This window comes from Anaeromusa acidaminophila DSM 3853, assembly GCF_000374545.1.
Taxonomy (GTDB): domain Bacteria; phylum Bacillota; class Negativicutes; order Anaeromusales; family Anaeromusaceae; genus Anaeromusa; species Anaeromusa acidaminophila.
The window spans coordinates 14,352-37,612 of the sequence record NZ_KB894598.1; the positions used below are offsets into that span (position 1 = coordinate 14,352).

A 23,261-nucleotide genomic window follows, 5' to 3' on the forward strand; every position below is an offset into this window, starting at 1 on the left:
GCCCTCCCTTGCCTTAGACCTCGCAACACGCTATGATAAAAGCATGAAACGATGGATTACCCATGTAGACATGGACGCTTTTTTTGCCGCTGTGGAACAGCGGGATCACCCGGAACTTAAAGGACAGGCAGTCATTATCGGCGGTCTGAGCGAGCGCGGCGTAGTATCCACCGCCTCGTATGAAGCCCGCCTTTTCGGCGTACGCTCGGCCATGCCCATGGTCGAAGCCCGGCGCCGCTGCCCGAAAGGCGTCTTTCTCCCTTGCAACCATCGCCATTATGCTGCGGTCTCCCGCGAAATCCGCAGCATAATGAATGACTTTTCTCCGCTAGTGGAGCCTTTATCATTAGATGAAGCGTTTTTGGATCTCACTGGCATGGAATGGCTGCACCCGGACATTACCGAACTGCCGCGCCAGCTGACCCAGCGGATCTACGAAGAAATAGGACTTACCGCCTCCGCCGGCTTAGCACCCAATAAATTCCTCGCCAAGATCGCTTCCGATCTCAAAAAACCCCACGGCTATGTCATCGTACGCCATGGCGAAGAAGCGTCGTTTCTAGCGCCGCTGCCCATTCGCCGACTTTGGGGCATCGGCCCCAAAAGCGCCGCTAAACTAACACAACTGGGCATTGAAAAAATTGGCCAGCTTGCCAAGCTGCCTCTGACAGCGCTGCAAGCCGCCTTTGGCGATACAACAGGCAGTTGGCTTCATGAACTGGCCTTAGGTCATGATGACCGGCCAGTAGCAACTGGCCTGGAAGCCCACTCTATTGGTAATGAAAACACCTTTGACCAAGATTTGCGGAGTACGGAAGAAAAAGTGGAAGCCCTGCGGCAGCTAGCGCAGAAAGTAGGCCAGCGCCTGCGTTCTCGTAAACTCGGCGGTCGCACCATTACGCTCAAGGTACGCTTCGCTTCCTTCACCACCATCACCCGCAGCCATACGTACCAGCAACCGTTGGCTTATGACGAAGACTTATTTCAAGCAGCTCAAGAATTGCTGCAAAAAGCATCTTCGCTGGAAGGAGTGCGCTTGTTGGGTCTTACCGCTGGTCAATTAGAGCCCCTGACGCAGCAAGGTTCTCTTTTTATGGAAGAAGACCAGCGTAAAGAAGCGCTATACCAAACTCTCGACACCTTACGCGAACGCTTCGGCGAGCAAGCTCTCTGCCGAGGCGCAAGTAAACCCAAGGCACGAAATAACGAAAAGCAACAGGAGTAGAGGGAGTATACGAATGAGGGTACGAGTTGGGGAATAAATATTTTTAAATCCTCTGCTTACTCTGGCCCTTTCTCTATTCCTCCGTGTAAACGTAAATTCCCGCGAACCCGAAATAAAACCAGGAGGCATTACTATGATTAACGAAGCACGCATGTTGGAAGAATTTTTTGAGCTGGTCCGCATGGACTGCCCTAGCGGTCAGGAAAAAGACGTAGCGGAAGTGCTGCGCCGCAAACTGGAAGCTCTCGGCTGCACTGTCTCAGAGGACCAGGCGCAACAGCATTTTGGAGGAAATTGCGGTAATCTCATCGCCACTCTGCCGGCCACCAAAACTAACGCTCCTACCGTTCTTTTCACCTCGCACATGGACTGCGTTTCCCCTTGTCTTTCCATCCAACCCCGTCTTGAAAACGGCCGCATTACCTCTGCAGGCGATACTGTCCTAGGAGGCGATGACAAAGCCGGCATTACCGCTATTTTAGAAGGCCTGCGCACCCTGAAAGAGAGCGGCAAGCCTCACGGAGCCGTGCAAATCGTCTTTACCGTCCATGAAGAAGGCGGCCTCAAAGGCTCCAAACACATGGACGCCGCACTGCTCAAAGCTGATTTTGGTTATGCCTTGGACGCCGACGGCGCTCCCGGAGAAATCGTCACTATGGCCCCGGGTCAAGACAGCATTACCGCCATTGTGCACGGCAAAAAAGCCCATGCCGGCCTCGCGCCCGAAGAAGGCATTAACGCTATCCAGGCAGCAGGCAAAGCCTTAGCAGCCCTTAAAATTGGCCGCATTGATGAAGAAACTACGGCCAATGTCGGTTTGATTCAGGGTGGCACGGCAACTAACATCGTCCCGGACCATGTAGAGATTCATGCGGAAGCCCGCAGCCGTAATCTGGCAAAGTTGGAAGCCCAAAGCCGCCATATGAAGGAAACCTTGGAACGCACTTGCCAAGAATATGGCGCTAGAGCCGAAGTCACCGTACAACGCCAATACGACAGTTTCAGCTTGGCTCCCGACAGTCCGGCTGTCAGCCTAGCCGTAGCCGCAGCACATCAAATAAGCTTACCTGTTCACATCACTGGCACTGGCGGCGGCAGCGACGCTAACCACTTCAACCGCAAAGGCGTGCCTACGGCGGTACTGGGAGTGGGCATGAAAAAAGTTCACACCACAGAAGAATACATCGATGAAAAAGATCTCTATGATAGCGCCCGCTTGGTTTTAGCCATTCTGGAACAAGCCGCCCTCGCCTAGCCTTTTTTCTTAGTTGCTCTGCCTTCTATTGTTGTATGTTTTCTTGAACGAAAGGAGCCCTCCCTCATGAATTTCCGTCTCTTTTTCTGCAGCTTGCTGCTGTTTTATTTTGCCGCTTCCGTCTCTGCCTCCCCAGCAGATCATCCTGCCTCAAAAGCCAAGGCAAAGGACGCGAAAAAGGAAGAAGTTGCCGTTGCCGCCGAAGAACCAACCCCGTTTTCCCAGCGTATCCAAGGCATCCTTGCTTCCTTGAAAACGCCGCCGGAAAAACCAGAACAAGAAGATAAGACCCCTATTTTCGGCAAAGCCCAAGTTCCGCCGGAACAGATTGTAGCTTATATTTTGCAGCGCAATCCCCAGCCTAAGCTCAATTGCACCGTAGCGGAGCTTGTCGGTTACTACTACGAAGAAGCCTCGCGCGAAGGCATCCGTCCTGATTTGGCAATCTCCCAAGCCATTTTGGAAACTGACTGCTTCCGTTACGGCGGCGACGTCGTACCGGAACAAAACAATTATGCCGGCATCGGCACTACCGGCGGCGGCGTTAAAGGAGCCTTTTTCGATTCGCCGCAAATTGGCGTCCGGGCCCAAATCCAGCATCTTTTAGCATATGCGTCTTCTCGCACGCCAACTTTAGCCATCGTAGATCCTCGCTATGATATACTCAAGGCGCATCCCGACAAATTTGGCCGTTGCTCTAATTGGGAAGATCTAAATGGACGCTGGGCCGTGCCGGGAAAAAATTACGCTCAAAACATTTTCCGCACCCTCAGTTATATTAAAACAGCGCCTGCGCAGCCCACCGTTCCTCAACCTCCTGTGACCGCCTGGCGCGTCACGGCACCGCCTGTCGAAAACCCTGGCAATCCTGCACCGATCGCGCTCCCAGCACCTGGCGTTACCGCCCAGGACGCTAATGCGGCTGCGGAGTAACGCTGGAGCTATGGACGAACAAGAGTAAATGAGGACTACGGCGATAATGGTGTTTGAGAATTTTAGCTATCCGTTTTACGCAGAGACCTCCCAAGATTTGAAATCCTTGTAAATTCCAGCAGTATTCCCCAAACAAAAAGCAGTACGAGCAATTGCTCGTACTGCTTTTTTATCGTTTCGGGAATATTCGAACCCTCCGATTACTCCCTCTACTCCTGTTGAAAAAATCGTCCCCGATCCCTCTCGCATAAATGCTAGTAGACGTCGGTTGCTATGCCGTCCATGGATTTTCAAAGGCGACCGGCGATTATGCCATCCTTAACATCGCCGGAATTGGTACATCACATACAGTTAACCCCATCCGGCGGCGGCGCACTCCTGCTCGTTTCTTGCTTATTTTCCAGTCAGCTTCTCGCTGAAGGCTTGCGCAAAGGAAACAATCACAGCAGTCAGCTCTTTTTTAGAACTAACGCTTTCCACCAAAGCCGCTACGGTACGGCCTGTTTTGGTATCATTCATGGTAAATTCCACGGTTTCCCGCCCTTTTTCGTCGCGTCCCAGTTCCGTATACATAGCCAGGTCGCTTTGCTCGCTAACCGCCTTGATGAACTGCCGATAACTTTCGTCCGGATTCGTTTCGTGAAACTTCATCAAATCAACGCCGCTCTTTTTCTGATGCGCCGCCAATACTTGGTTCACGTCTAAAAGGGTAACCGTCTTCGGCTGAAACGTTTTCCAAAACAGCTCCGCTCCCTCGGCTTCGCCAACATAAGTCAAGGCGGATGCTATTTTGGGGTCGTTCACATATACTACCTTCACCTTGGAAAAATCAAATTCCTTGTCAAACCACGCCGACGGCGCCGCACCGGCCACAGGCAGGGACAACATCAAAAAAAGCGCCACTAGGCAAAAAAAACGTTTCATGCCCTTCCTCCTCAAATTTTAGAGTTTCCGGTATGCCACCAGTCTTTCCATCATACCATCTGCCGCCGTTGAACGCCAGCCCGGCATGCTCTTAAAAACTTCCCACAGGGCTGATGGCAATCTGCGCCGTCATATTCCAACGCAAACGCTCATCCCAGCTTGCCGGCGCAATCGTCACCGTATACGTAATATCGCCGCGTTTCTTCTCGCCGTAAGGACGGATAAACTTCACTCGCCCCTGCAGCTCCAAATCTGGAATGCCGTCAAAAGTAAGCGTCACAGGCGCTCCTTCCCGCACTTTGGCAATAGAAAGCTCCGTCAAATCATCACTGCGCACTTCCCAGGCGCTTTCATCGGCAATGCGCACCAGCACCGTTCCGATATCAGCACGCTCGCCAAGACGCTTGTCCAAGTAAGAAACCCGACCAGCCATCGGCGCACGCAGTTCACTTTTATCCAAAATCTCCTGACTTTCCTTCAGCGCCTCCTGCTGGGTCCGCCATTCTTCCTTAGCCTGGGCTACCAATGTCAGGCTGCGCTCCAACGTCGTCTGCGCCTGATCCATCTGCTGCCTGGAAATACCGCCGTTATCCGCCAATTGACGCTGACGGAACCACTCTCGCCTGGCATCGGCCAGATTGACCTCCGCCTGCTCCACCGCAGCGGCCGCTTTGGCGGCAGCGGCGTCAACGCTTCTTACCCTGGCCTGGACGTCCTGGCGCACCAAACGCAGCAAAGGCTGCCCTTGCCGCACCATGTCCCCCTCTTGCACAAAAATCTCGCCAATGGTGCCTTCCACCGGCATAACGATTTGAGCATAACGCACCGGAAACACGATTCCTTCCGAAAGCACCCTGCCGTCATCTTTAACCGGAGGCAGCGCCTGCGGCTCCTGGCGGCTGCTCTGCCAATACCACCAAGCGCCGCCTGCCGCTACGAGGAGCAGCAAAAGCAGCAGTCCGTATTTTCTTTTTTTAAGGCCTGTCGCTCCCATACAGCATCCCTCGCTTATTGTTACTCATAACTAATGACATCCCGTACGCACAGGCGAGTTGCATTGTACGCCGGAAGTAAGCTGGCAGCCACCGCCAAAAACAAAGACAGCGCCAGCCAAACGGCCCAGCCGAAAAAGCTGAAAGAAAATGTCAACGGCGCCTGAATAAAAAGCATCCCCACTTGGTAACTGAGCAGCATAGCAATAGGCAAGGCCAGCAACGATGCCGCCAGCCAGCTCAACAGGCCGATGCAAAGGGCCTCCACCACAAACACCTTGCCCACAGCCAAGCTGGAAGCGCCAATGGCGCGCATGACGCCAATTTCCCGGGTGCGCTCTAACACATTGATACTCATGGTACCAGTCAGCCCTAAGGCTCCTACCAACGCCAACAACAACGCCATAAACAGCAAGAAGGTCGTAAGAATATCAAACTGCGAACGCAAGCGCTCCTTTTGCTCCCAGGTAATGTCTACGTTCTGGACTCGCAAATTGTTTTTCTTCAAATGAGACTCCAGTTCCCGCCCCAGTTGAGACTGGGCCTGCTGTGAATCCGTAGCAGCCACAATCTGTACGGAACGAGCCTTGCCTGCCGCCTGGGTAACACGGCTCAGCCAAGTATAGGGAGCATAGCAAATGGGACCAGTCAACTGGCTTTGCGCCACCCCCACCACCACACAGCGCAGGCGCTTGTTCGCCACTTTGATCACCCCGACTTCTCCCAGACGCAAGTGCGGATTATCCTTAAGAACCTCCGTATTGATAACAATGGCGTTCTCATCCTCCGGCAGCAGCCACCGTCCCTGTACAATCCGAGGCGCGATCATTTCCGTGTCTACCGGCGGCGCCAGCAAAAACACATTCTTGCTAGCCTCGTCTTCAGCCTGCTTGCTGTCCGCATGCAGGATTCGTCCTGAATTGAATCCCCAAGCTTCGGCCCGCTTCACCCCGGGCGCCTTCAGGACTTCCTGCTCCACCCGCTCGGCCCGATAGTTTTGCGTAAATGTAACCGCCACATCATATTGAAAATACTCCAACGCCTTATCCAAAGTGGCATCCAAGGAATCTCTTACCGAAAATACCGCCATAAATACGGTTCCCGCCATCATCAGCGTCAACAGCGTCAGCGCCAGCCGACCCTTGCGGCGAAAAGTATTGCGCAGCGACAAGAGCACAGGGCGCGACAACGGCCGCAAGCGGTTTAGAAGCCAATCAACACCGCGGTCCACCCGACCGCTGGCCGCCACGGAGCCAATTCCGTAATCGCTTACCGCTTCCCGCACCGTTACGCCAGTTCCCTGCCAGATGGGCCACAGCGCCGCTGCCAGAGGCACCGCCAACGCTACAGCCGCCTCCAGCAGCATAACCGTAAGAGGCCACTCCAGACCGCCCGAATTGAAATTAAAAGCCGCCGCCATAAAGGCGGTTACCTGCTGCGCCGCCAGGGCTCCCAAGGGAGCTGCCACCGTCAGGGCCAACACGCCGTACACCGCCACCAGGGTCAAATACATGCGCATCAGTTGGGCTCTTCTAGCGCCAATCGCTTTCATAATGCCCACTTGGCGCACTTGCTGCGTCAAAATAGCAGAGACCGTATTCACCAGCAGCAAGGCACCCAGCAGCAGCGAAAGTACGCCCAGCACCGCCAGCAAAAGCAGCAGCGCGTCGATAGCCCCCTGGAGCTGATGTTCCCCCGGCTTATTCACTTGCAGCCAAAATACGGTTGTATTTCCTTGCTCCAGCTTATTCCAGGCTTTGCGACCGACCGCTTCAATGGCCTGCACGGCCCTTTCCTTGTCCAGGCCAGCCAGCGCCGCCGGCTGCAAAATAAAGTTTACCTGATCCAGCCGCCGCTCTTCGTCCAGCTTCTCTAAGGTATCCATAGTAATGTAGCCATAAGCGCGGCCCGTAAAGAGGCTAGGAATCTGGCTGGCGTCATACACGCGGCCGCTCACCTTCATCAAGCGCTTGCGCCCGGCTGCGGTTTCCACCGTCATATACCGCCCGATGCTCAGTCCCAATTCCTTAAAGGAGGAACGCTCCAGCAGCACTTCGCCGTCCCGAGGCGGCCAGGCCCCAGCCTCGCTCTTCACAAGATTGACCTTCTGCTTGTCATAGTCCGGGATGGCAATCAGCCACATCTGCCGCCACTGGCCGTCCCCGCCGCGCACGCGCAGATCCACATTGCGCCGTCCCTCGGCCTCCTTGACGCCTCGAAGACTGCGAACGCTCTGCACCAGCTCTTCGTCAAAAGGATCTGCGTATACTGCGGCATTCGCCGGCGCCGCCATAGTCCAGCTCTGCGTCAAGTCTCTGGAAAACATCAAATAGGAACTGTAGACCATACCTACCGCAAAAACGCCGACAGCAATAGAAAGCACCACCAGCAGCGTACGCAGCTTACTGCCCCAAAGATCGGCCCATACCTTGCGCCAGCGCGGCCGCAGCCAAAGGCCCCTAGCCATCTGAAGCCCTCCCTTCGGCCTCTAAAATTCGTCCTTCCGCTACGGTAACGATACGGCTGCCTTGACGGGCCAGCTCGCCGTCGTGAGTAACCATAATAATGGTTTTCCCCGCTTGCGACAGCCGTTTAAACAAAGCAATCACCGCCTCCGCCGTCTGGGCGTCCAAATTTCCCGTAGGCTCATCCGCCACCAACAGCGGCGGATCATTGGCCAGGGAACGGGCAATGGCCACCCGCTGCTGCTGTCCGCCGGACAAATTGGCCGGCAGCTTGTCCGCCTGATCGGCTACGCCAACCAGCTCCAGCAGCTCCAGCGCCCGCTGCGGACGTTCCTCCCAGGCATGGACATTGCAAAAATCCATAGGCAGCATGACATTTTCCAAGGCCGTCAAGGTAGGCAGTAACTGAAAAAACTGAAAGACCACGCCCACCGTCCGCCCCCGCCAAATCGCGCTTTGATTCTCCGAAAGACGGTGCACCGGCGTTCCCGCCACCCATACTTCGCCTTCCGTCGGCCTGTCAATGCCTGTAATCATATTGATCAGCGTCGATTTTCCGCTTCCCGACTTGCCGATAACCGCTACAAACTCGCCGGCAGCTACGGTCATGCCCACGTCTTTCAGGGCCGAAAACTCGCCGGCGCCAGTGACATAGGTCTTAGAGACCCCTTGCATCTCTACCGCCCAGGCAGCTTCTTTTGCTGTAACGGCCACCGCTTCTTCCGACCAAAACCGCCAGCCTTTTCCCATAGCAGCCTCCTATGCCTCTGTTTTCAGCCGCCGCTTCACGCAAGCCTCCACCGCCTGCCCAATCCGAACCTTTGCCTCTCCCTCCGGCAGCGCCGCCAGCAGCAGCGGCAAAAATCCGGCATGAGCAACATAGCGCACGGCTTCTACCGTATTGAGATCATACACCCAGGAAATACGAAAGACCTGCTGATCCGCCGCTGTTTTTACCTGAGCTGGTCTCCCCAGTCTGCCTGAAACCACCGTAGCCGCCAGTTCCGGCGAAATGCCTCCATGCTGCGCGATCCCGTCGGTGGGCGGCATGCGGTATTCTTTGTCTGTTGTAAGCATATCAAAAATATCCAGTTTGTCCGCATCCCTGACTACTTTCGCCGGCAGCCACGCCGCTCCGGCAGCTTCTGGCGGCAAAGCCCTCTTATTGTGCCATAACACCGCCTTCTTCAGCACTACCGCCGTTTCCTGAGGCACCCACTGCCAGACTCCTTCTTCCGTCAGTGTTTCCACCCCTAAGTCTGCATGATCCACCGATAATAAGTCCCGAAAGGTCCGATACTGCCAATACTGAGGAAAACGCCCCACATCATGCAGCAAAGCCGCCGCATCCACTACCGCCAATTCCTGCGCCGGAAGTTCTCGCGCTTGCATCAATTGCCGCGCAATATTCCTTACCCTCGCCGTATGAGCGACTTTGAGCCGCACATGATAATCCGTCTCTTCATCTCGTCCTAAAAAACGCCGCACATAAGATTCCCACCAAGAAGCCAGCTTGTCCCGCCATGCGGCCGTTGTTTCTTCCATTACGCCATCACCGTCAATTCCAGATTGAATTCCTTTTTAAAAGATTTCTTCAACTTATTCAGATTTTCCTGTTCAATAACGGCCGCTTCCCTTAGCTCCAACTCTAAAAGAGCCAAACCACGTTCCAAATCCACCCCTGCCTTCACGCGGCGCACCAACTGCATTTGCGTCGTATCCAAAGCTTCCGCCAAGGCGAGCAGCAGCCCCAGCTTACGAGCCCGCCCCCAGTCTCCCTCGTCCAAAAATTCGCTATACATGCGGTTGCGAACGTATTTCATAGAAAGACCGTTATGCCAGCCAGCCATCACAGCGCACATCATCTGTTCTCTGTGGGTCAGGCCGAAAAGCCGGGCGTTTTCCACCAAGTAGGCGCTGTGCCGAGGATGATCGTAGTAGTTGATAGAAATGCCGATATCGTGCAGCAGCGACGCCACGCGCAACAGCCGCCGCTCACGCGCGCCGAGCTCCCCCTGGACTCCCCAGCCCTGCCAAAGTTGATCCGCCAAGCTAGCTACATGCTGCGCATGGGTTTCATCTAAATTGTAGGACAGCATTAGATTGTGCGTGCTATGCTCCAAAATATCCCGTACTAGTTCCCCCTCGCCGTGACGCGATTGGTAATACTGCATAAATAAACCTTCACGTACGCCGCAGCCGCTCACCAAAAACTGCTGACTCGCCGTTATGTCAAACAAGGCATTAACAATCGCCAACCCCGGCACAATAATGTCCGCCCGCTCATTACTTAAGCCAGGCACTTTGCGACGCTGGGCCAGCGTCATCCCAGCCAACCCTCGGTAGAGTTCTTGGAAGGCCATTTTGCCAAGACGATAGTTATGCACCTTAGGAAAAGGATAGCCTTTTTTGCGTTGATCCATTTTAGCAATGTTCCGCGCCGTGCCGCCAATGCCAATTAAAGGTACGCCGCTATCCTTAAGCCAGCTCAAGCCAACCAATTGGTCCCACAAATAATTTTGCAGTTCTAGCAGCTTTTTCTCATTCGGCCGCGCCCCCAGGTACTCTGTCAGCGTCACCGCCCCAAAAGGCATACTGACCGCGGTCTGCGCTTTACGCCCTTTAATCATTGTCAACTCCGTGCTGGCGCCGCCCAAGTCGAACACAATGCCTTCTTCAATATCCAAGGTATTCACTACGCCCAAATACCCTAATTTTGCTTCGGCTTCGCCGCTAATCACCCGCAACGGAATGCCTGTTTCTTTTTTAGCTTGCCGCAAAAAATCAGCGCCGTTTTTCGCATTACGAACCGCCGCGGTCGCTACGGCCAAGACCTTGTCTACTTTAAACAACTGGTTCATATGGGCAAACACCTGCAGCGTGCCTACGGCCCGGCGCATAGCCGCCTCCTGCAATTGCTCCGTAGCCGCCAAGCCTTCCCCCAGCCGGACCGTCTCTTTTTGGTTGTACACCAGATTATAGGCGCCCCTTCGGTCAATATCTACCACAATCAGCCGCGCCGAGTTCGAACCTAAGTCAATAATAGCTACCCGTTCCCGCTCTTTCATACCAAGACTTCCTTTCTCCGTACATTGCCTCTTTTCTATATTCGCGTTTTATAACAAAATCCTGCCAAAAAAGCGAAAAACCTTACGACGGCATTCAGATTTTACACAACCTTAAACTAAACCGGCAGGGATTTGGCCATCCCCAGAGAGAATGTACTAAAAAACATTATGCCGCGAGGTGATTTCATGCACAAAAACCATCCCAGCCTCTTTGCAGCCATTCATGTCGGTTCAGAACAAGTCAGCCTGCAAATTGTAGAATACCGCAATCTAGAAACCATACGCGTTCTAGAAAACATACATCGGCAAATTTCTTTAGGCGAAGAAACCTTTCAAACTGGCCGCATCGGCACCGATACGGTGGCCGAATTGTGCGATATTCTCAAGGGTTTTCGGCGCAAACTAACGGAATATGGCGTACGCGACTATCGTCTCATGGCGACCACAGCCATTCGCGAAGCCGCCAACCAGCCCTATATTATTGACCAAATTCAAATTAAAGCGGACCTCGAGGCGGAAGTCGTCGACATGCCTCAGGAAATATTTTTTAAATATGTAGCGATTTTCCGCAAAATGCAAGTTCTCGGCTTAACAGGCGGCAAGGAAGCTTTGCTCTTTGTGGACATCACTTCCGGCGGTCTAGGCATTACCTTGTACCGCAACGGCCGCATTCTCTACCAGCAGAATATTCATATCGGCGTGCTACGCATCAAAGAAAGCTTCAATAAAAACCAGCGCGACTCCCTCTCCTTCCAGCAAGCCTTAGGCGAATACATTTTTAGCGTCATCGAGCCGGTGCGGCCCGCTCTGGCGGGGCACACGATTCGTTACGTAGTCCTCTCCGGGCCGGATACAGAGCTGTTTTTACAGATGCTGGGGCGCAAAACACGAAGCGCGCTGGACTCGGTCAAGCAAGAAGAGTTCCTGGTTTTGTACAAGAAATTGCACAAGCTCAACCTTTCTCAAGTCATGCAAGCCTTTGCCCTCAGCGAAGCCAAAGCGGACATGGCCTTGCCGACCATTATCCTGTACCAGCAGCTGCTTTCTCTCTGCCAAGCCCAGGAGCTGGCCGTCGTCAACGATCAGTTTCTCGACGGCATGACCGTCTGCCATATCGCCCAGAAAACAAAGCACCCTTGGATGGATGAAATCGACAAGCAGACCTTCAGCCTCATCCGCTCGCTGGCTAAAAAATACCATCAGCATGACGGCCACTCCGAAGCGGTTGCCGCAGTCTCCTTGCAGCTTTTCGACAAACTTCACCGCGCCCACGGTTTAGGAAAGCGAGAACGGCAGCTCCTGGAAGGCGCCGCCCTTTTGCATGACATCGGTAAGTTTGTCAGCCTGCGCAGCCACTATTTATTCTCGCATCGTCTCATTCTCTCCTCAGATATTCTCGGCTTTTCAGAAAAAGAAAAACTGATTATGGCCTGCGTAGCGCAATACCATTCCAAAGGCACGCCTCGTCCTTCCGACCCGACCTTGAGCGGCTTGAGCGTACAGGAACAAATGACCGTAGCGAAGCTGGCCGCCATCATTCGTCTAGCTGACGCCATTGATCGTACGCACCGTCAAAAAGCGCTCAAAATCGAATTTGCTTTTCGCGGTGAAGAGTTGCTCGTCACCGTCACCACTCGCGAAGATTATGCGCTAGAACAATGGACCTTTGCCGACAAGGCTTCCTTTTTTGAAAATGTCTTCGGCATTCGTCCCATCTTAATACGACAGGCAGGTTGATACCATGTTTGATAAACCGGAATACTTTTTTAATCGCGAACTAAGCTGGCTCAAATTCAACAACCGCGTCCTTAGCGAAGCAGGCGACACGGCAACGCCGCTTTTGGAACGGCTGCGCTTTATCGCCATCACTGCCTCCAACTTGGACGAATTCTTTATGATTCGCGTCGCCGGCCTCAAACACCAACTTGAGTCAGGCATCAACAAAACCGACGCCGCTGGTCTTACCGTAGCTCAGCAATTAGAACGCATTTCCGAAACGGCTCATGAGCTGGTTAAAAACCAGTACAAACAGCTACGCACGCTCATCCCGGCCTTATGCGACGCAAAGCTCTGCCTGCGCAGCATTGACGCCTTATCCCCCCAACAGCAAGAATGGCTGGATCATACCTTTCACCGCACCATTTACCCGGTTCTCACCCCTCTGGGCGTGGACGCCAGCCATCCTTTTCCCTTCTTGGCCAATCGCAGCCTGAATCTGGCCGTACAATTAACCCGCCCTGACGAAGACGAACCGGCCATCGCCATTATTCCCGTGCCCTCCGTATTGCCCCGCTTGCTGGAAGTTCCTTTCGCTCCGCAGGAAGAACGTCATTTCTTGTTTTTAGAAGACATCATCGCCGCCTATTGCTCCCGCCTGTTTCAGGGCTATACACTGAGCCAGCCGCTCTTTTTCCGCATCACCCGCAACGCCGACATGTTCATTGACGAGGACGAAGCCGAAGACCTGCTGGAAGAGGTGGAAAGCGCCCTCAAGCAACGTAAGCGCGGCCCGGCTGTACGCCTGGAAGTCTCCAAGCACGGCAACAAGGAACTGCAGGCCGCCTTACAAGAAGAGCTGGATATCTCCGGACAAGATATTTACGAAATCAACGGACCTTTAGATACTACGTGCTTTTTCCGTTTCGCTGATATTTCGGGCGCCGCTCATTTGCGTCACGCCCCTTATCAAGCGCCCCTGCCGGCGGCCTTGGCCGAAGCAGAGGATATCTTCGCCGCCATCCGCCAAAGCGATATTTTACTGCACCATCCCTACGAAAGCTTTGAACCGGTAGTAGACTTCATACGCCAAGCCGCCCTTGATCCCCAGGTGTTGGCCATTAAGCAGACGCTGTACCGAGTCAGCGGCAATTCTCCCATTGTCAGAGCCTTGATGGAAGCCGCAGAGAACGGCAAGCAGGTTACGGTCCTCGTGGAGCTCAAAGCCCGCTTTGACGAAGAAAATAACATTCAGTGGGCCAAACGCCTGGAAGAAGCCGGCGCGCATGTCATCTACGGCTTGATGGGCTTGAAAACCCATTCCAAAATCGCTTTAGTCGTGCGCCAGGAAGAGGACGGCATTTGCCGCTATGTACATTTGGGAACCGGCAACTACAATGACTCCACGGCCCGCATCTACACAGATCTAGGCCTCTTCACCGCCAACGACGCCTTTGGCGCCGACGCCTCGTCGTTTTTCAACATGCTTTCCGGCTACTCCGATCCGCCGGTCTGGAATAAATTCATCGTGGCGCCGCTGAATATGCGCGAACGCTTTTATGAACTTGTGAATGAACAGATCGCCGCCGCCCAAAGCGGACAGCCAGCACATATCAGCGCTAAAATGAACTCTCTCATTGACAAAGGAATCATCCTGAAACTCTACGAAGCCTCTGCCGCTGGCGTTTCCATTGATCTCATTATCCGAGGCATTTGCGGTCTGCGCCCAGGCATCCCCGGCGTCAGCGACAACATTACCGTCCGCAGCATTGTCGGTCGTTTTCTAGAGCATCACCGCATCTTTATTTTCGGTGTTGGCGATGAAGCTAAAGTCTATCTTTCCAGTGCCGATTGGATGCCCCGCAACCTCAATGAGCGGGTAGAGCTGCTTTTTCCTATCGACGATATTCGACACGCCGCTCGCATCCGCGCTATGTTCAGTCTCTTTCTCAAGGATGGAAGAAAAGCCCACGTCTTGCGTTCCGATGGCGTCTATCGCCGCGTAGACAAAAAAATTGACGCTTTTTCCAGCCAAGACGACTTCTGCCGCCAGGCTCACAAAGCCGCTCAAAAGAGTTGGACCCTAGAGCAACGCCTCCAGCCTATGCAGCGGAAAGACACCTAGAAGCAAGAGAGAAGTTAAGGGAAAACAGAATATTAACAGGAGTAGATGGAGTAAATGAAGGGCTCGACTGAGGATTCAAAGGAATGTATTTTTATTTTTGTCTTCTCGTCCCCTTTTTTTACTCACTCTACTCTTGTTCAAAAGTTCGTGCCCCTTTCTTACATTCCATATCCCCCGTCCAAAAGACCGCGAAAGCGGTTTTTTCATTTTTTCCTTGCACCTAGCGGCGAAACATTGCAAAATAAGAGAGATATCAAAAAAGGAGGGCTGCTCTTGAAATCGATTCTTCTGGTCCGCCACGGGCAAGCCGAGCACCATACCCGCGGACTAACCGGCGGTTGGACTGACGTCGATCTCACACCAGTAGGCTGTCGCCAGATTGAGGCCCTTGCCAAGCGTCTGGAACCGCATTTTTCCGGACATGCTTTCGACCTCGTCGCCAGCGACTTAAAACGCGCCGTACAGACAGCCCAGATCCTCGGGCAGCCTTTCGGCCAAACTCTCTCTCAGCATCCAGGCCTGCGCGAAATGAACAATGGCATTGCTGCAGGCAAAAGCGAAGCGGAAGCTCGCAAGCTGTCCTTGCCTAAAACAACGCCGATTCTCGATTGGCAGCACTACCCGGAAGGCGAGTCAAGACGCCAATTTTACAACCGCGTCGCCGACGCCATGGACGAACTTACCGCTCGCCAGCGACGTCCTCTGATCATTGTGGCCCACAGAGGCACCATTATCAACATTCTCTGTTGGTGGCTAGGCTTAGGCGTCTCCGGCGCCGTTCATCACAATTTTTCCTTTGAAGTAGCCCCAGCCAGTTTAACGGTGCTGCGCTGCAACCGTTGGCATGAAAACGCCATCGAACGCCTTAACGACACTGCGCATCTGATCAGCGCCGGTTTTGGCGACAAAATGTTATTGGACTTTTAAACGAAGAAAGGTTGGATTACTATGTATCGTGTCGCAATCAGCTATGGAAATGATTTGGGTTATGTTGAGTTCAATGAAGTCTCGCACACCCTCTCGGTTGTCTTGCCGAATGAAGAAAAGCGCGAAGCAGCCGAAGCCTTTTTGGCACAACAGCATACCTTTAAACTTCCGCAGGAGTCACTAAGTGATTTTGTTGAAGCCACCTTACAGGCTTCGGAAAGCAAAGAAAATTTTCAACGTGTTTTAGGATATTTGTGGCAAGCTACTGGCGTTCATGTGGACTGGAGCCGCCCTGTAGACTAACCCACAGCTTATCCACAGTTATCCACACACTTATCCACATTTTCAACAAAACAGTGGATAAGTGCCCTCGCAAAATGTTGAAAACTCGGCTAAACCCCCTGTTTTACACACTTTTCTTGTGGATAAGCCTGTGGATTTGTGCATTTCTCTGTGGATGAACATTTTTACTGTTGACATCAGGCTCTCGTAGTGTTATTATAAGTCTCGTCCATTAAACACATGACTCCGTAGCTCAGCTGGATAGAGCGTTTGACTACGAATCAAAAGGTCGCAGGTTCGAATCCTGCCGGGGTCACCATTGAAAGCTAATCCTCCGACTTTGTCGGAGGATTTTTTTATGCTTGCGTACCGTTGCCTTCGATCTGGCCATTTCTATTTCTTCTCGAAAGCCACACTCTATATTATCCTTGCTTTAATGCTTGAAATCATTCATTTCGCTCCCATTTTCTATTATTTTATGTAATATAAGAAGCAACCCTCTTCAAACCACATCGAAGAGGGTTGCTTCTTATATTAAAACGAAATTATCCTTTTCTCCGACCTACACGAACCATTTCTTTGAATTTCGCCATGATGAGCGCCGAGGCCACTTGCGTCACATAACGCACGCCCAGATCTTCGCAGCGCCCGATATCGTCAATCCCCGACGCCATGAAACCCATCAGCACACCCTTTTCACGACCGCGGCGGATCAAATCTTCAATCACCGCGCGCACTTCAGGATGGCTAGGTCCTTCCGCCTTATAGCCCATGGAAACAGATAAATCCGCCGGGCCGATAAAGGCAATATCAACCCCAGGAACACTGATGATTTCATCAAAGTTTTTGACCGCTTCCGGCGTTTCAATATGCACAACTACCAGCGTATTTTTATCCGCTGCATCCAGGTAATCCTTGCCCGAATCCATCCCAAAGCGGGCCGCCCGTACCGAATAAGCTGCGCCGCGTGTGCCGCGCGGCGGAAATTTAGCCCGCCGCACCGCCGCTTCTGCATCTTCCTTGGTGTTGACCATAGGCACCTGAACGCCCTTTGCACCGCGATCAAGCGCTTTTTGAATGCCCGCCGTACCATAAGGAACCCGCACAATAGGCGTCACCCCGGTCAGATCCGCCGCCCGAATGAGCTCTTCAATTTCACTGTCGGCAAAACAGCCATGCTCGTTATCGATAACAATAAAGTCCAAGCCCGCATAGCCGATCATCTCCACTAAATTGGGCGCATAAAAAGGTACAAATAATCCTAAAGCCAGTTCGTCCCGGCCTAATTTTTCCTTCAACTGATTCTGCAGCATGGTTCTCCCCCTTAGCGTTTGACTTCTACTTTAGCCAGTTTCTCATAGTACTGCACCAAGGCCCCGTGATCGCAGCCTTCCTTGCCGTCAATCTTCATAGCCTGCATCATTTCCATGACTGCCGCCGTCAAGGGCAAAGGCACGCCGACCTCGTGGGAGGTATCGAGAATGTTGCCTAAATCCTTGATATGCAGATTAATGCGGAAGCCGGGCTCAAATTTGCGGTCCATCATCAGAGGCGCTTTAGCATCCAAAACGGTGCTCCCAGCCAAGCCGCCGCGGATGGCTTGGTAAACCAGATCCGGTTCCACGCCAGCTTTAGCCGCCAGCACCAGCGCTTCGGAAACAGCAGCGATATTGATAGCCACAATAATTTGGTTGGCCAGCTTGGTCACGTTGCCAGCGCCGATATCACCGGTGCGCACCACCGAGCCCGCCATCGCCTTCATCACATCGTAACAACGGTCAAAGACCTCCTGCTTGCCGCCGACCATCACGGAAATAGTGCCGTCAATGGCCTTGGGCTCGCCGCCGCTTACCGGCGCATCCAGCATTTCCATGCCTTTAGCCGCCAACGCAGCCGCAATCTCCCGGCTCACCAACGGAGCGATGGAGCTCATATCCACCAGCACCTTGCCCGCGGCAGCCGCTTCAAGCAAACCGTTTTCGCCCAGCGCAACTTCCTTCACCTGGGGCGAATTAGGCAGCATGGTCACGATAATATCCGTCTGCTGCGCCACTTCCTTCGGGCTAGCCACTACTTCCGCCCCCAGGGCTTTTAATTCCTCTACGACCGCCGGATTGCGGTCCATAATCACCAGTTCATAACCTGCCTTGATTAGATTTTTGCTCATGGGCTTGCCCATAATACCCAAACCAATAAAACCGATTTTTGCCATTGTATATTCCTCCTATTTTCTTTCAGAGCTAGTGCTTCCTGCTCACTTTTTTAAGGTTTGATTTCTCTCCTGTTCGTTCTCGTACGCGCTCCCGTCAAGTCACAGGCGCCGGATTGAACAAACACAGGTCGTTATGCAGCTTCCAGTGTTCCGCCCAGGTTTGCTTCTTGCCGCTGGCCACTTCCAAAAGCAGACGGAAAATTTCCCAGCCCACTTCTTCAATCGTCGCTTCGCCAGTAGCGATGCGCCCGGCATCCACATCCATCAAATCCGGCCACTGCGCCGCCAAACAGCTGCGCGTCGCCACCTTAAGCACCGAGGCCATCGCCAAGCCATAGGGGGTCCCCCGCCCGGTAGTAAACACCTGCAAGTGCATGCCCGAAGCCAGCTGCAAGGTGCCGCAGACAAAGTCGCTGGCCGGCGTCGCCGCGTAAAGCAGACCCTTCTGCTGCGCCTTGACCCCTGGCGGCACAACGCCGCAAATAGCGCTGCTGCCGGACTTGGCAATGGACCCTAAAGCCTTTTCCACTACATTAGCCAAGCCGCCTTTCTTATTGCCCGGCGCCGGATTGGCGCTGCGGTCCGCTTCACCGCGGCTTAAGTATTCGTCGTACCACTTCATTTCACGAAGCAGTTCCCGCCCTACTTCTTCATTAATCGCCCGCGGCGTTAAGAGATGCACCGCATCACGCACTTCAGTCACTTCCGAAAACATCACTGTCGCTCCGGCGCGCACGAACAAATCCGCCGCATAGCCGACTGCCGGATTGGCGGTCACCCCGGAAAAAGCGTCGCTGCCGCCGCACTGCACGCCAATCACCAACTCCGCAGCCGCACAGGTTTCGCGACGCCGACGGTTCAGTCGTTCCAAGCGTTCCTTGGCTCCGGCCATAATTGCCTCAAGCATCACGCCGTAGCCGTGCTGCTCCTGCAAAACCAAAATACTTTCCGGCGACGCCCAAGGCGCCATCTCTTCAGGACGCAGCTTTTCACAGCCAAGTCCTACAATCAACGCTTCACCGCCAAAATTGGGGTGAGTCGCCAAGTTCTGCAACGTCCGGATGGGAATAACCGCTTCCGGCGCACCGATAGCCACGCCGCAGCCGTAATTGTGGTTAACGGCCACAACGTCTTCCACTTCCGGATAGAGAGGCAGCAATTCCTGGCGAATGCGAGCTACTGCCTGATTGACGACCCCGGCGGCGCATTGCACGCTGGTGACGATGCCCAAGAGGTTTTTCGTCCCTACTGTGCCGTCGGCATTGCGATACCCTGCAAAGGTATAGCCCGCCAAAGGCTCCTGTTTGGCAGGCGCCTTGTTTGCCAGCGGCAAAGTGGACAGCTCTGGCGCTTGCGGCAGCAGCACCAGTGACTCTTCAATCCAACAGCCGCGGCTAATAGCGCTTTTTGCATAGCCAATGACCTCGCCATAGCGAAGAATCTCCCCGCCTTGAGCAATATCGACAAGCGCCACTTTATGCCCCTGGGGTACATGCTCCCGCAGCACCAGCCCCTCCGGCAGAAGCGCTCCGGCCGGCAAGCCGCCGTCTTTTACAATAATGGCCACATTATCCTGCGCATGGACTTTGATATAATGGTTTACGTCCTTGGCAATCGTTGCTTCCATAAAAATCCTCCTGTTCTGCATCCGTCCTTACCTCTTCATTTGCCAGCCGCCGCCGATTCCGTTTTGTCGATTTGTAGCTCCACTCGCTTGATATCGCCAACAATGAACAAATACGACAACGCCCCTAACAGTCCCATAGCACCAACAAAAACCAGCGCTCCATTGAAAGACTGCGTCACGTTTAGAATGTAACCGATCACAATGGGCGTAATGATACTGGCCATATTGCCGGCAAAATTGAAGATGCCGCCGCTGAGACCCAGCATTTCCTTCGGCGACGTATCGCCGACCACCACCCAGCCTAAAGCCCCAAACCCTTTGGCAAAGAAGGCTAGAGACATAACTCCGATAACCACGGCTTCCGTAGTTACATAGTTCGCTAAAATAATGCTGCCGGAAAGGCAGAGACCACAAACAATGGGCAGCTTTCTGGCAAAAGTTAAGCTTTTGCCGCGACGCAACAGCCAATCAGATACATAGCCCCCCAAAAGACCACCTACAAAACCAGCCAATGCCGGAATGGCGGCAATCAAGCCCACTTTCAAAATAGACATGCCTTTGGCTTGGACCAAGTAGGTCGGAAACCAAGTCAAGAAGAACCAGGTGATGGTATTCAGGCAGAACTGCCCCAAATATACGCCTACCATCATGCGATTGGTCACCAAGGCTTTAATATAAGACCATTTGATTTCGGTCTTCTTATCACCCATATTGGCTAAGCCGCCGCCTTGCTGAATATAATCCAGCTCCGCCTGGTTGACTTTCGGATGGTGCTTAGGATCCTTAATGACTCGGAACCACACAAAAGCCAACACAATTCCCGCCAGCCCCATAGCGTAAAAGACATAGCGCCAGCCAAAAGCCACCAGCACCCACCCCATGACCGGGTTAAACGCCGCCAGGGCAAAATACTGCGCCGAATTGAAAATTGCAGATGCGAAGCCGCGTTCGTGCGTAGGAAACCACATCGTCGTGATGCGGCTGTTCGCGGGAAATGCCGGCGCTTCGCCAACGCCCATCAGAAAACGCAGCATAAAAATGAAGGCCAAGGCGCTAATCCCTGTAATAAAGCCTGCCATACCTTGAAAGAAAGTAAACAAAGACCATAAAAACAAGCCTACGCCATAAACCAAGCGCGATCCATAGCGATCCAGCATCCAGCCTCCGGGAATCTGCAGCGCCGTATATGACCAGCCAAAGGCGGAAAATGCGTATCCCATGGATACGGCATCCAAGCCTAAGTCCTTACGCATCGCCGGCGCCGCCATAGACAAAGTCGCCCGATCCACATAGTTCATCGTAGTCACGACAAAGAGCATCGCTAAAATAAAGTAGCGAACATGGGTCTTTGACAGCTCTTCTTGAACGGCTTTCACAAACATTCCTCCTTACAATAACAGTGGGCCCGAATTACGCATGCACTCTTAGTTAAGCATATCGCGTGCCAATTCACAAAACCGCAAAAACGCTGACAATTTTAAAAACCAGTTTGTTGTTTTTGTTTCTAATTCGCTTCATTTGTTGTTGCTTCGCTACACTTTTGCGGTCTATACTAGAAGCATCTTACCAAGGAGGTGCCCTTATGGCCCGCATTGCTTTCATTGCCCCAGACAAACAGCTTTTCCTGCAAGGAAAAAAAGTCATCGCCGACATGGGTTTAACAGAGCAAGTCAGTCTCTATTTAGGGCGCCTCAAGCGAGGCATCCGTATTGCGAAAAAGCTCGAACGCCAGGAGGTGGACGTCATCATCTGCCGCGGCGGCACCGCTCATCTCATCGTTCAAGCTCGCGTTCGCATTCCGGTTGTTGAAATCGCCATTACCGGCCAGGATTTGGCTCATGTGTTTCACGAAGCCAAAAAATTAACCGGTCTGGCCCGGCCGCGCGTCGCCATGCTAGCCTTTGAAAACATGGGCCATGACATTGAAGCGCTTTCGCAAATTCTCGGTATCGAACTGCGCGTCTATCCCCTGCAAAGCACCGCCGATATTCCCCAGCGCATCGCCGAGGTAAAAAAAGACACCACCGACTTGGTTGTCGGCGGCATTAAAACCGTGCTGCTGGCCGCCAAAGAAGGCCTGCGCACCCAGCTCATCCGCTCCGGCGAATTCTCCATCCGCGCCGCCTTTCTGGAGGCCAAAAAAATCGCTTTAGCCCGGACAATTGAAAAGGAACACGCCCAAACCTTTAAAGCCTTGGCCGACTATTCTTTGGAAGGCATTATCAGCATCAATCGCCAGCGGCGAATCGAAGTATTTAATCCCGCTGCAGAGCATTTGCTGGAGATCTCAGCCGAGCAAGCATTAGGCCGTTCCATTGAAACAGTCTTTCCACAGTTGGATTTAAATACCTGTCTAACTACGCAAAAACCGCTTATCGGCCACACGCTCCGCTGCGGTTCCCGCTGGCTGACGCTCAACGTGGCGCCCATCATCGTCGACAGCCAAACTAGCAGCTGCATCGTCACGTTTCAAGACATCAGCCGCATCCAAGAGCTGGAGGCCAAAATCCGCAACGAGGTGGTTGCCCGCCAATTTGTCGCCAAATACCATTTTCCGCATATCCTGGGAGAATCGCCGGAAATTCAGGAATGCAAACGCATGGCTAAAGAAATCGCCCAAGTGGACGCTACCGTCTTAATCACCGGCGAGTCCGGCACCGGCAAAGAATTGTTCGCCCAAAGCATTCATAACGCCAGCAAACGCAGCACCGGCCCTTTCGTCGCCGTCAACTGCGCCGCTTTGCCGGCTAATTTGCTGGAGAGCGAACTTTTTGGCTATGTAGAAGGCGCTTTTACAGGGGCTACCAAAAAAGGCAAAGCTGGTTTATTCGAATTAGCCCATAGGGGCACGCTCTTTTTGGATGAAATCTCCGAAATGGACCCTTTCGCCCAAAGCCGCCTCCTGCGGGTGCTCCAGGAACGGCAGGTCATGCGCCTGGGAGACGATAAATACATTGCCGTTGACGTGCGCATCATCGCCGCCACCAACAAGCCCCTTAAAGCGCTCACCCAAAGCGGCTCGTTTCGCCAGGATCTCTTCTACCGCCTCAAGGTGCTCACCTTGACCCTGCCTCCTTTGCGGCGCCGCACTCATGACGTGCCGCTTTTGGCTGAACATTTCCTCTCACTCTTCCAAGAACGTCACCGCAAACGCCTTGTCATTCATCCTTCTGTGTACGCCTATCTGGAACAATACCCCTGGCCCGGCAATGTCCGGGAACTGCGCTGTTTTGCCGAACGCCTAACCATCATCGCCAAGGAAGCGGTCTTGGATATTCCAACTGTGGAGCATTACTGGGATGACCGGGACGAATGCGAGCTGCCTGCGCCACCGCCTTTGTCCGAAAAAGAACGCATTTTGCAAAGTCTGCGCCATTGCCAGGACAACATTTCCCGTACCGCCGCTCTGCTGGGCATGGACCGCAGCACTCTCTACCGCAAGCTGCGTCAGCACCAGATCGCCGTGCGCAAAGGGCCGCGTCTTTGAGCCCCGAGATTATCACGAAATGA

General features: G+C 53.4%; 18 protein-coding genes and 1 tRNA gene. 9 read left to right on the forward strand and 10 right to left on the reverse strand.

Translation table 11 applies throughout. From position 1 onward, the window contains the following. Positions 1–43: 43 nt before the first annotated feature. From C508_RS0112525 to C508_RS18540, 3 genes are all read left to right on the forward strand, one after another. Positions 44–1,225, forward strand: coding sequence for a DNA polymerase IV (locus C508_RS0112525; RefSeq protein WP_026319511.1), 1,182 nt, complete (start codon positions 44–46; stop codon positions 1,223–1,225). Between the two features lie 133 nt (positions 1,226–1,358). Next, the gene (locus C508_RS0112530) at positions 1,359–2,480 is read left to right on the forward strand and encodes a M20/M25/M40 family metallo-hydrolase (protein WP_018703911.1); all 1,122 of its coding nucleotides are present in this window, start codon (positions 1,359–1,361) and stop codon (positions 2,478–2,480) included. A gap of 66 nt (positions 2,481–2,546) precedes the next feature. Further along, on the forward strand, positions 2,547–3,413 hold the full coding sequence (locus C508_RS18540; protein WP_018703912.1) for a glucosaminidase domain-containing protein: 867 nt from the start codon (positions 2,547–2,549) through the stop codon (positions 3,411–3,413). A gap of 393 nt (positions 3,414–3,806) precedes the next feature. Here C508_RS18540 and C508_RS0112540 read toward each other — a convergent pair whose 3' ends face one another. The 6 genes from C508_RS0112540 to C508_RS0112565 form a co-directional block, all read right to left on the reverse strand. Next, the gene (locus C508_RS0112540) at positions 3,807–4,337 is read right to left on the reverse strand and encodes a hypothetical protein (RefSeq protein ID WP_018703913.1); all 531 of its coding nucleotides are present in this window, start codon (positions 4,335–4,337) and stop codon (positions 3,807–3,809) included. A 91-nt stretch (positions 4,338–4,428) separates the two neighbouring features. Further along, on the reverse strand, positions 4,429–5,331 hold the full coding sequence (locus tag C508_RS0112545; RefSeq protein ID WP_018703914.1) for an efflux RND transporter periplasmic adaptor subunit: 903 nt from the start codon (positions 5,329–5,331) through the stop codon (positions 4,429–4,431). 20 nt (positions 5,332–5,351) lie between these two features. Beyond that, entirely contained in the window at positions 5,352–7,796 is a 2,445-nt protein-coding gene (locus C508_RS0112550; protein ID WP_018703915.1) for an ABC transporter permease, read from the reverse strand. Next, the gene (locus C508_RS0112555) at positions 7,789–8,544 is read right to left on the reverse strand and encodes an ABC transporter ATP-binding protein (RefSeq protein WP_018703916.1); all 756 of its coding nucleotides are present in this window, start codon (positions 8,542–8,544) and stop codon (positions 7,789–7,791) included. Before C508_RS0112555 ends, C508_RS0112550 begins: the two co-directional genes overlap by 8 nt. A gap of 9 nt (positions 8,545–8,553) precedes the next feature. After that, the gene (locus C508_RS19530; protein WP_018703917.1) at positions 8,554–9,339 is read right to left on the reverse strand and encodes an HD domain-containing protein; all 786 of its coding nucleotides are present in this window, start codon (positions 9,337–9,339) and stop codon (positions 8,554–8,556) included. Then, positions 9,339–10,862 (reverse strand): Ppx/GppA phosphatase family protein, encoded by a 1,524-nt coding sequence (locus C508_RS0112565; protein ID WP_018703918.1) that lies wholly within the window; start codon positions 10,860–10,862, stop codon positions 9,339–9,341. Before C508_RS0112565 ends, C508_RS19530 begins: the two co-directional genes overlap by 1 nt. 186 nt (positions 10,863–11,048) lie before the next feature. On the opposite strand from C508_RS0112565, the gene C508_RS0112570 reads away from it, so the two are divergent. The 5 genes from C508_RS0112570 (at position 11,049) to C508_RS0112590 (ending at position 16,231) form a co-directional block, all read left to right on the forward strand. Continuing rightward, positions 11,049–12,599, forward strand: coding sequence for a Ppx/GppA phosphatase family protein (locus C508_RS0112570; protein ID WP_018703919.1), 1,551 nt, complete (start codon positions 11,049–11,051; stop codon positions 12,597–12,599). Positions 12,600–12,603: 4 nt separating this feature from the next. Next, entirely contained in the window at positions 12,604–14,703 is a 2,100-nt protein-coding gene (locus C508_RS0112575) for an RNA degradosome polyphosphate kinase (RefSeq protein WP_018703920.1), read from the forward strand. A 273-nt stretch (positions 14,704–14,976) separates the two neighbouring features. After that, positions 14,977–15,630 (forward strand): histidine phosphatase family protein, encoded by a 654-nt coding sequence (locus C508_RS0112580; RefSeq protein WP_169342532.1) that lies wholly within the window; start codon positions 14,977–14,979, stop codon positions 15,628–15,630. 21 nt (positions 15,631–15,651) lie between these two features. After that, a complete protein-coding gene (locus C508_RS0112585) occupies positions 15,652–15,933 on the forward strand; it encodes a hypothetical protein (protein WP_018703922.1) in 282 nt (93 codons plus the stop codon). Between the two features lie 221 nt (positions 15,934–16,154). Then, a tRNA-Arg gene (locus C508_RS0112590) sits at positions 16,155–16,231 on the forward strand. 226 nt (positions 16,232–16,457) lie between these two features. On the opposite strand, the gene C508_RS0112600 is transcribed toward C508_RS0112590, so the two are convergent. The 4 genes from C508_RS0112600 to C508_RS0112615 all read right to left on the reverse strand — a co-directional run bounded on the left by C508_RS0112600 (position 16,458) and on the right by C508_RS0112615 (position 21,070). After that, a complete protein-coding gene (locus C508_RS0112600) occupies positions 16,458–17,225 on the reverse strand; it encodes an HpcH/HpaI aldolase family protein (RefSeq protein ID WP_018703924.1) in 768 nt (255 codons plus the stop codon). A gap of 11 nt (positions 17,226–17,236) precedes the next feature. Beyond that, complete coding sequence (gene garR / locus C508_RS0112605; RefSeq protein ID WP_018703925.1) at positions 17,237–18,124, reverse strand: 2-hydroxy-3-oxopropionate reductase; 888 nt, start codon at positions 18,122–18,124, stop codon at positions 17,237–17,239. Positions 18,125–18,218: 94 nt separating this feature from the next. After that, complete coding sequence (gene garD / locus C508_RS0112610; protein WP_018703926.1) at positions 18,219–19,751, reverse strand: galactarate dehydratase; 1,533 nt, start codon at positions 19,749–19,751, stop codon at positions 18,219–18,221. Between the two features lie 35 nt (positions 19,752–19,786). Beyond that, entirely contained in the window at positions 19,787–21,070 is a 1,284-nt protein-coding gene (locus C508_RS0112615; protein ID WP_422664646.1) for an MFS transporter, read from the reverse strand. A 263-nt stretch (positions 21,071–21,333) separates the two neighbouring features. On the opposite strand from C508_RS0112615, the gene C508_RS0112620 reads away from it, so the two are divergent. Continuing rightward, entirely contained in the window at positions 21,334–23,238 is a 1,905-nt protein-coding gene (locus C508_RS0112620) for a sigma-54-dependent Fis family transcriptional regulator (RefSeq protein WP_018703928.1), read from the forward strand. Positions 23,239–23,261: the final 23 nt, after the last annotated feature.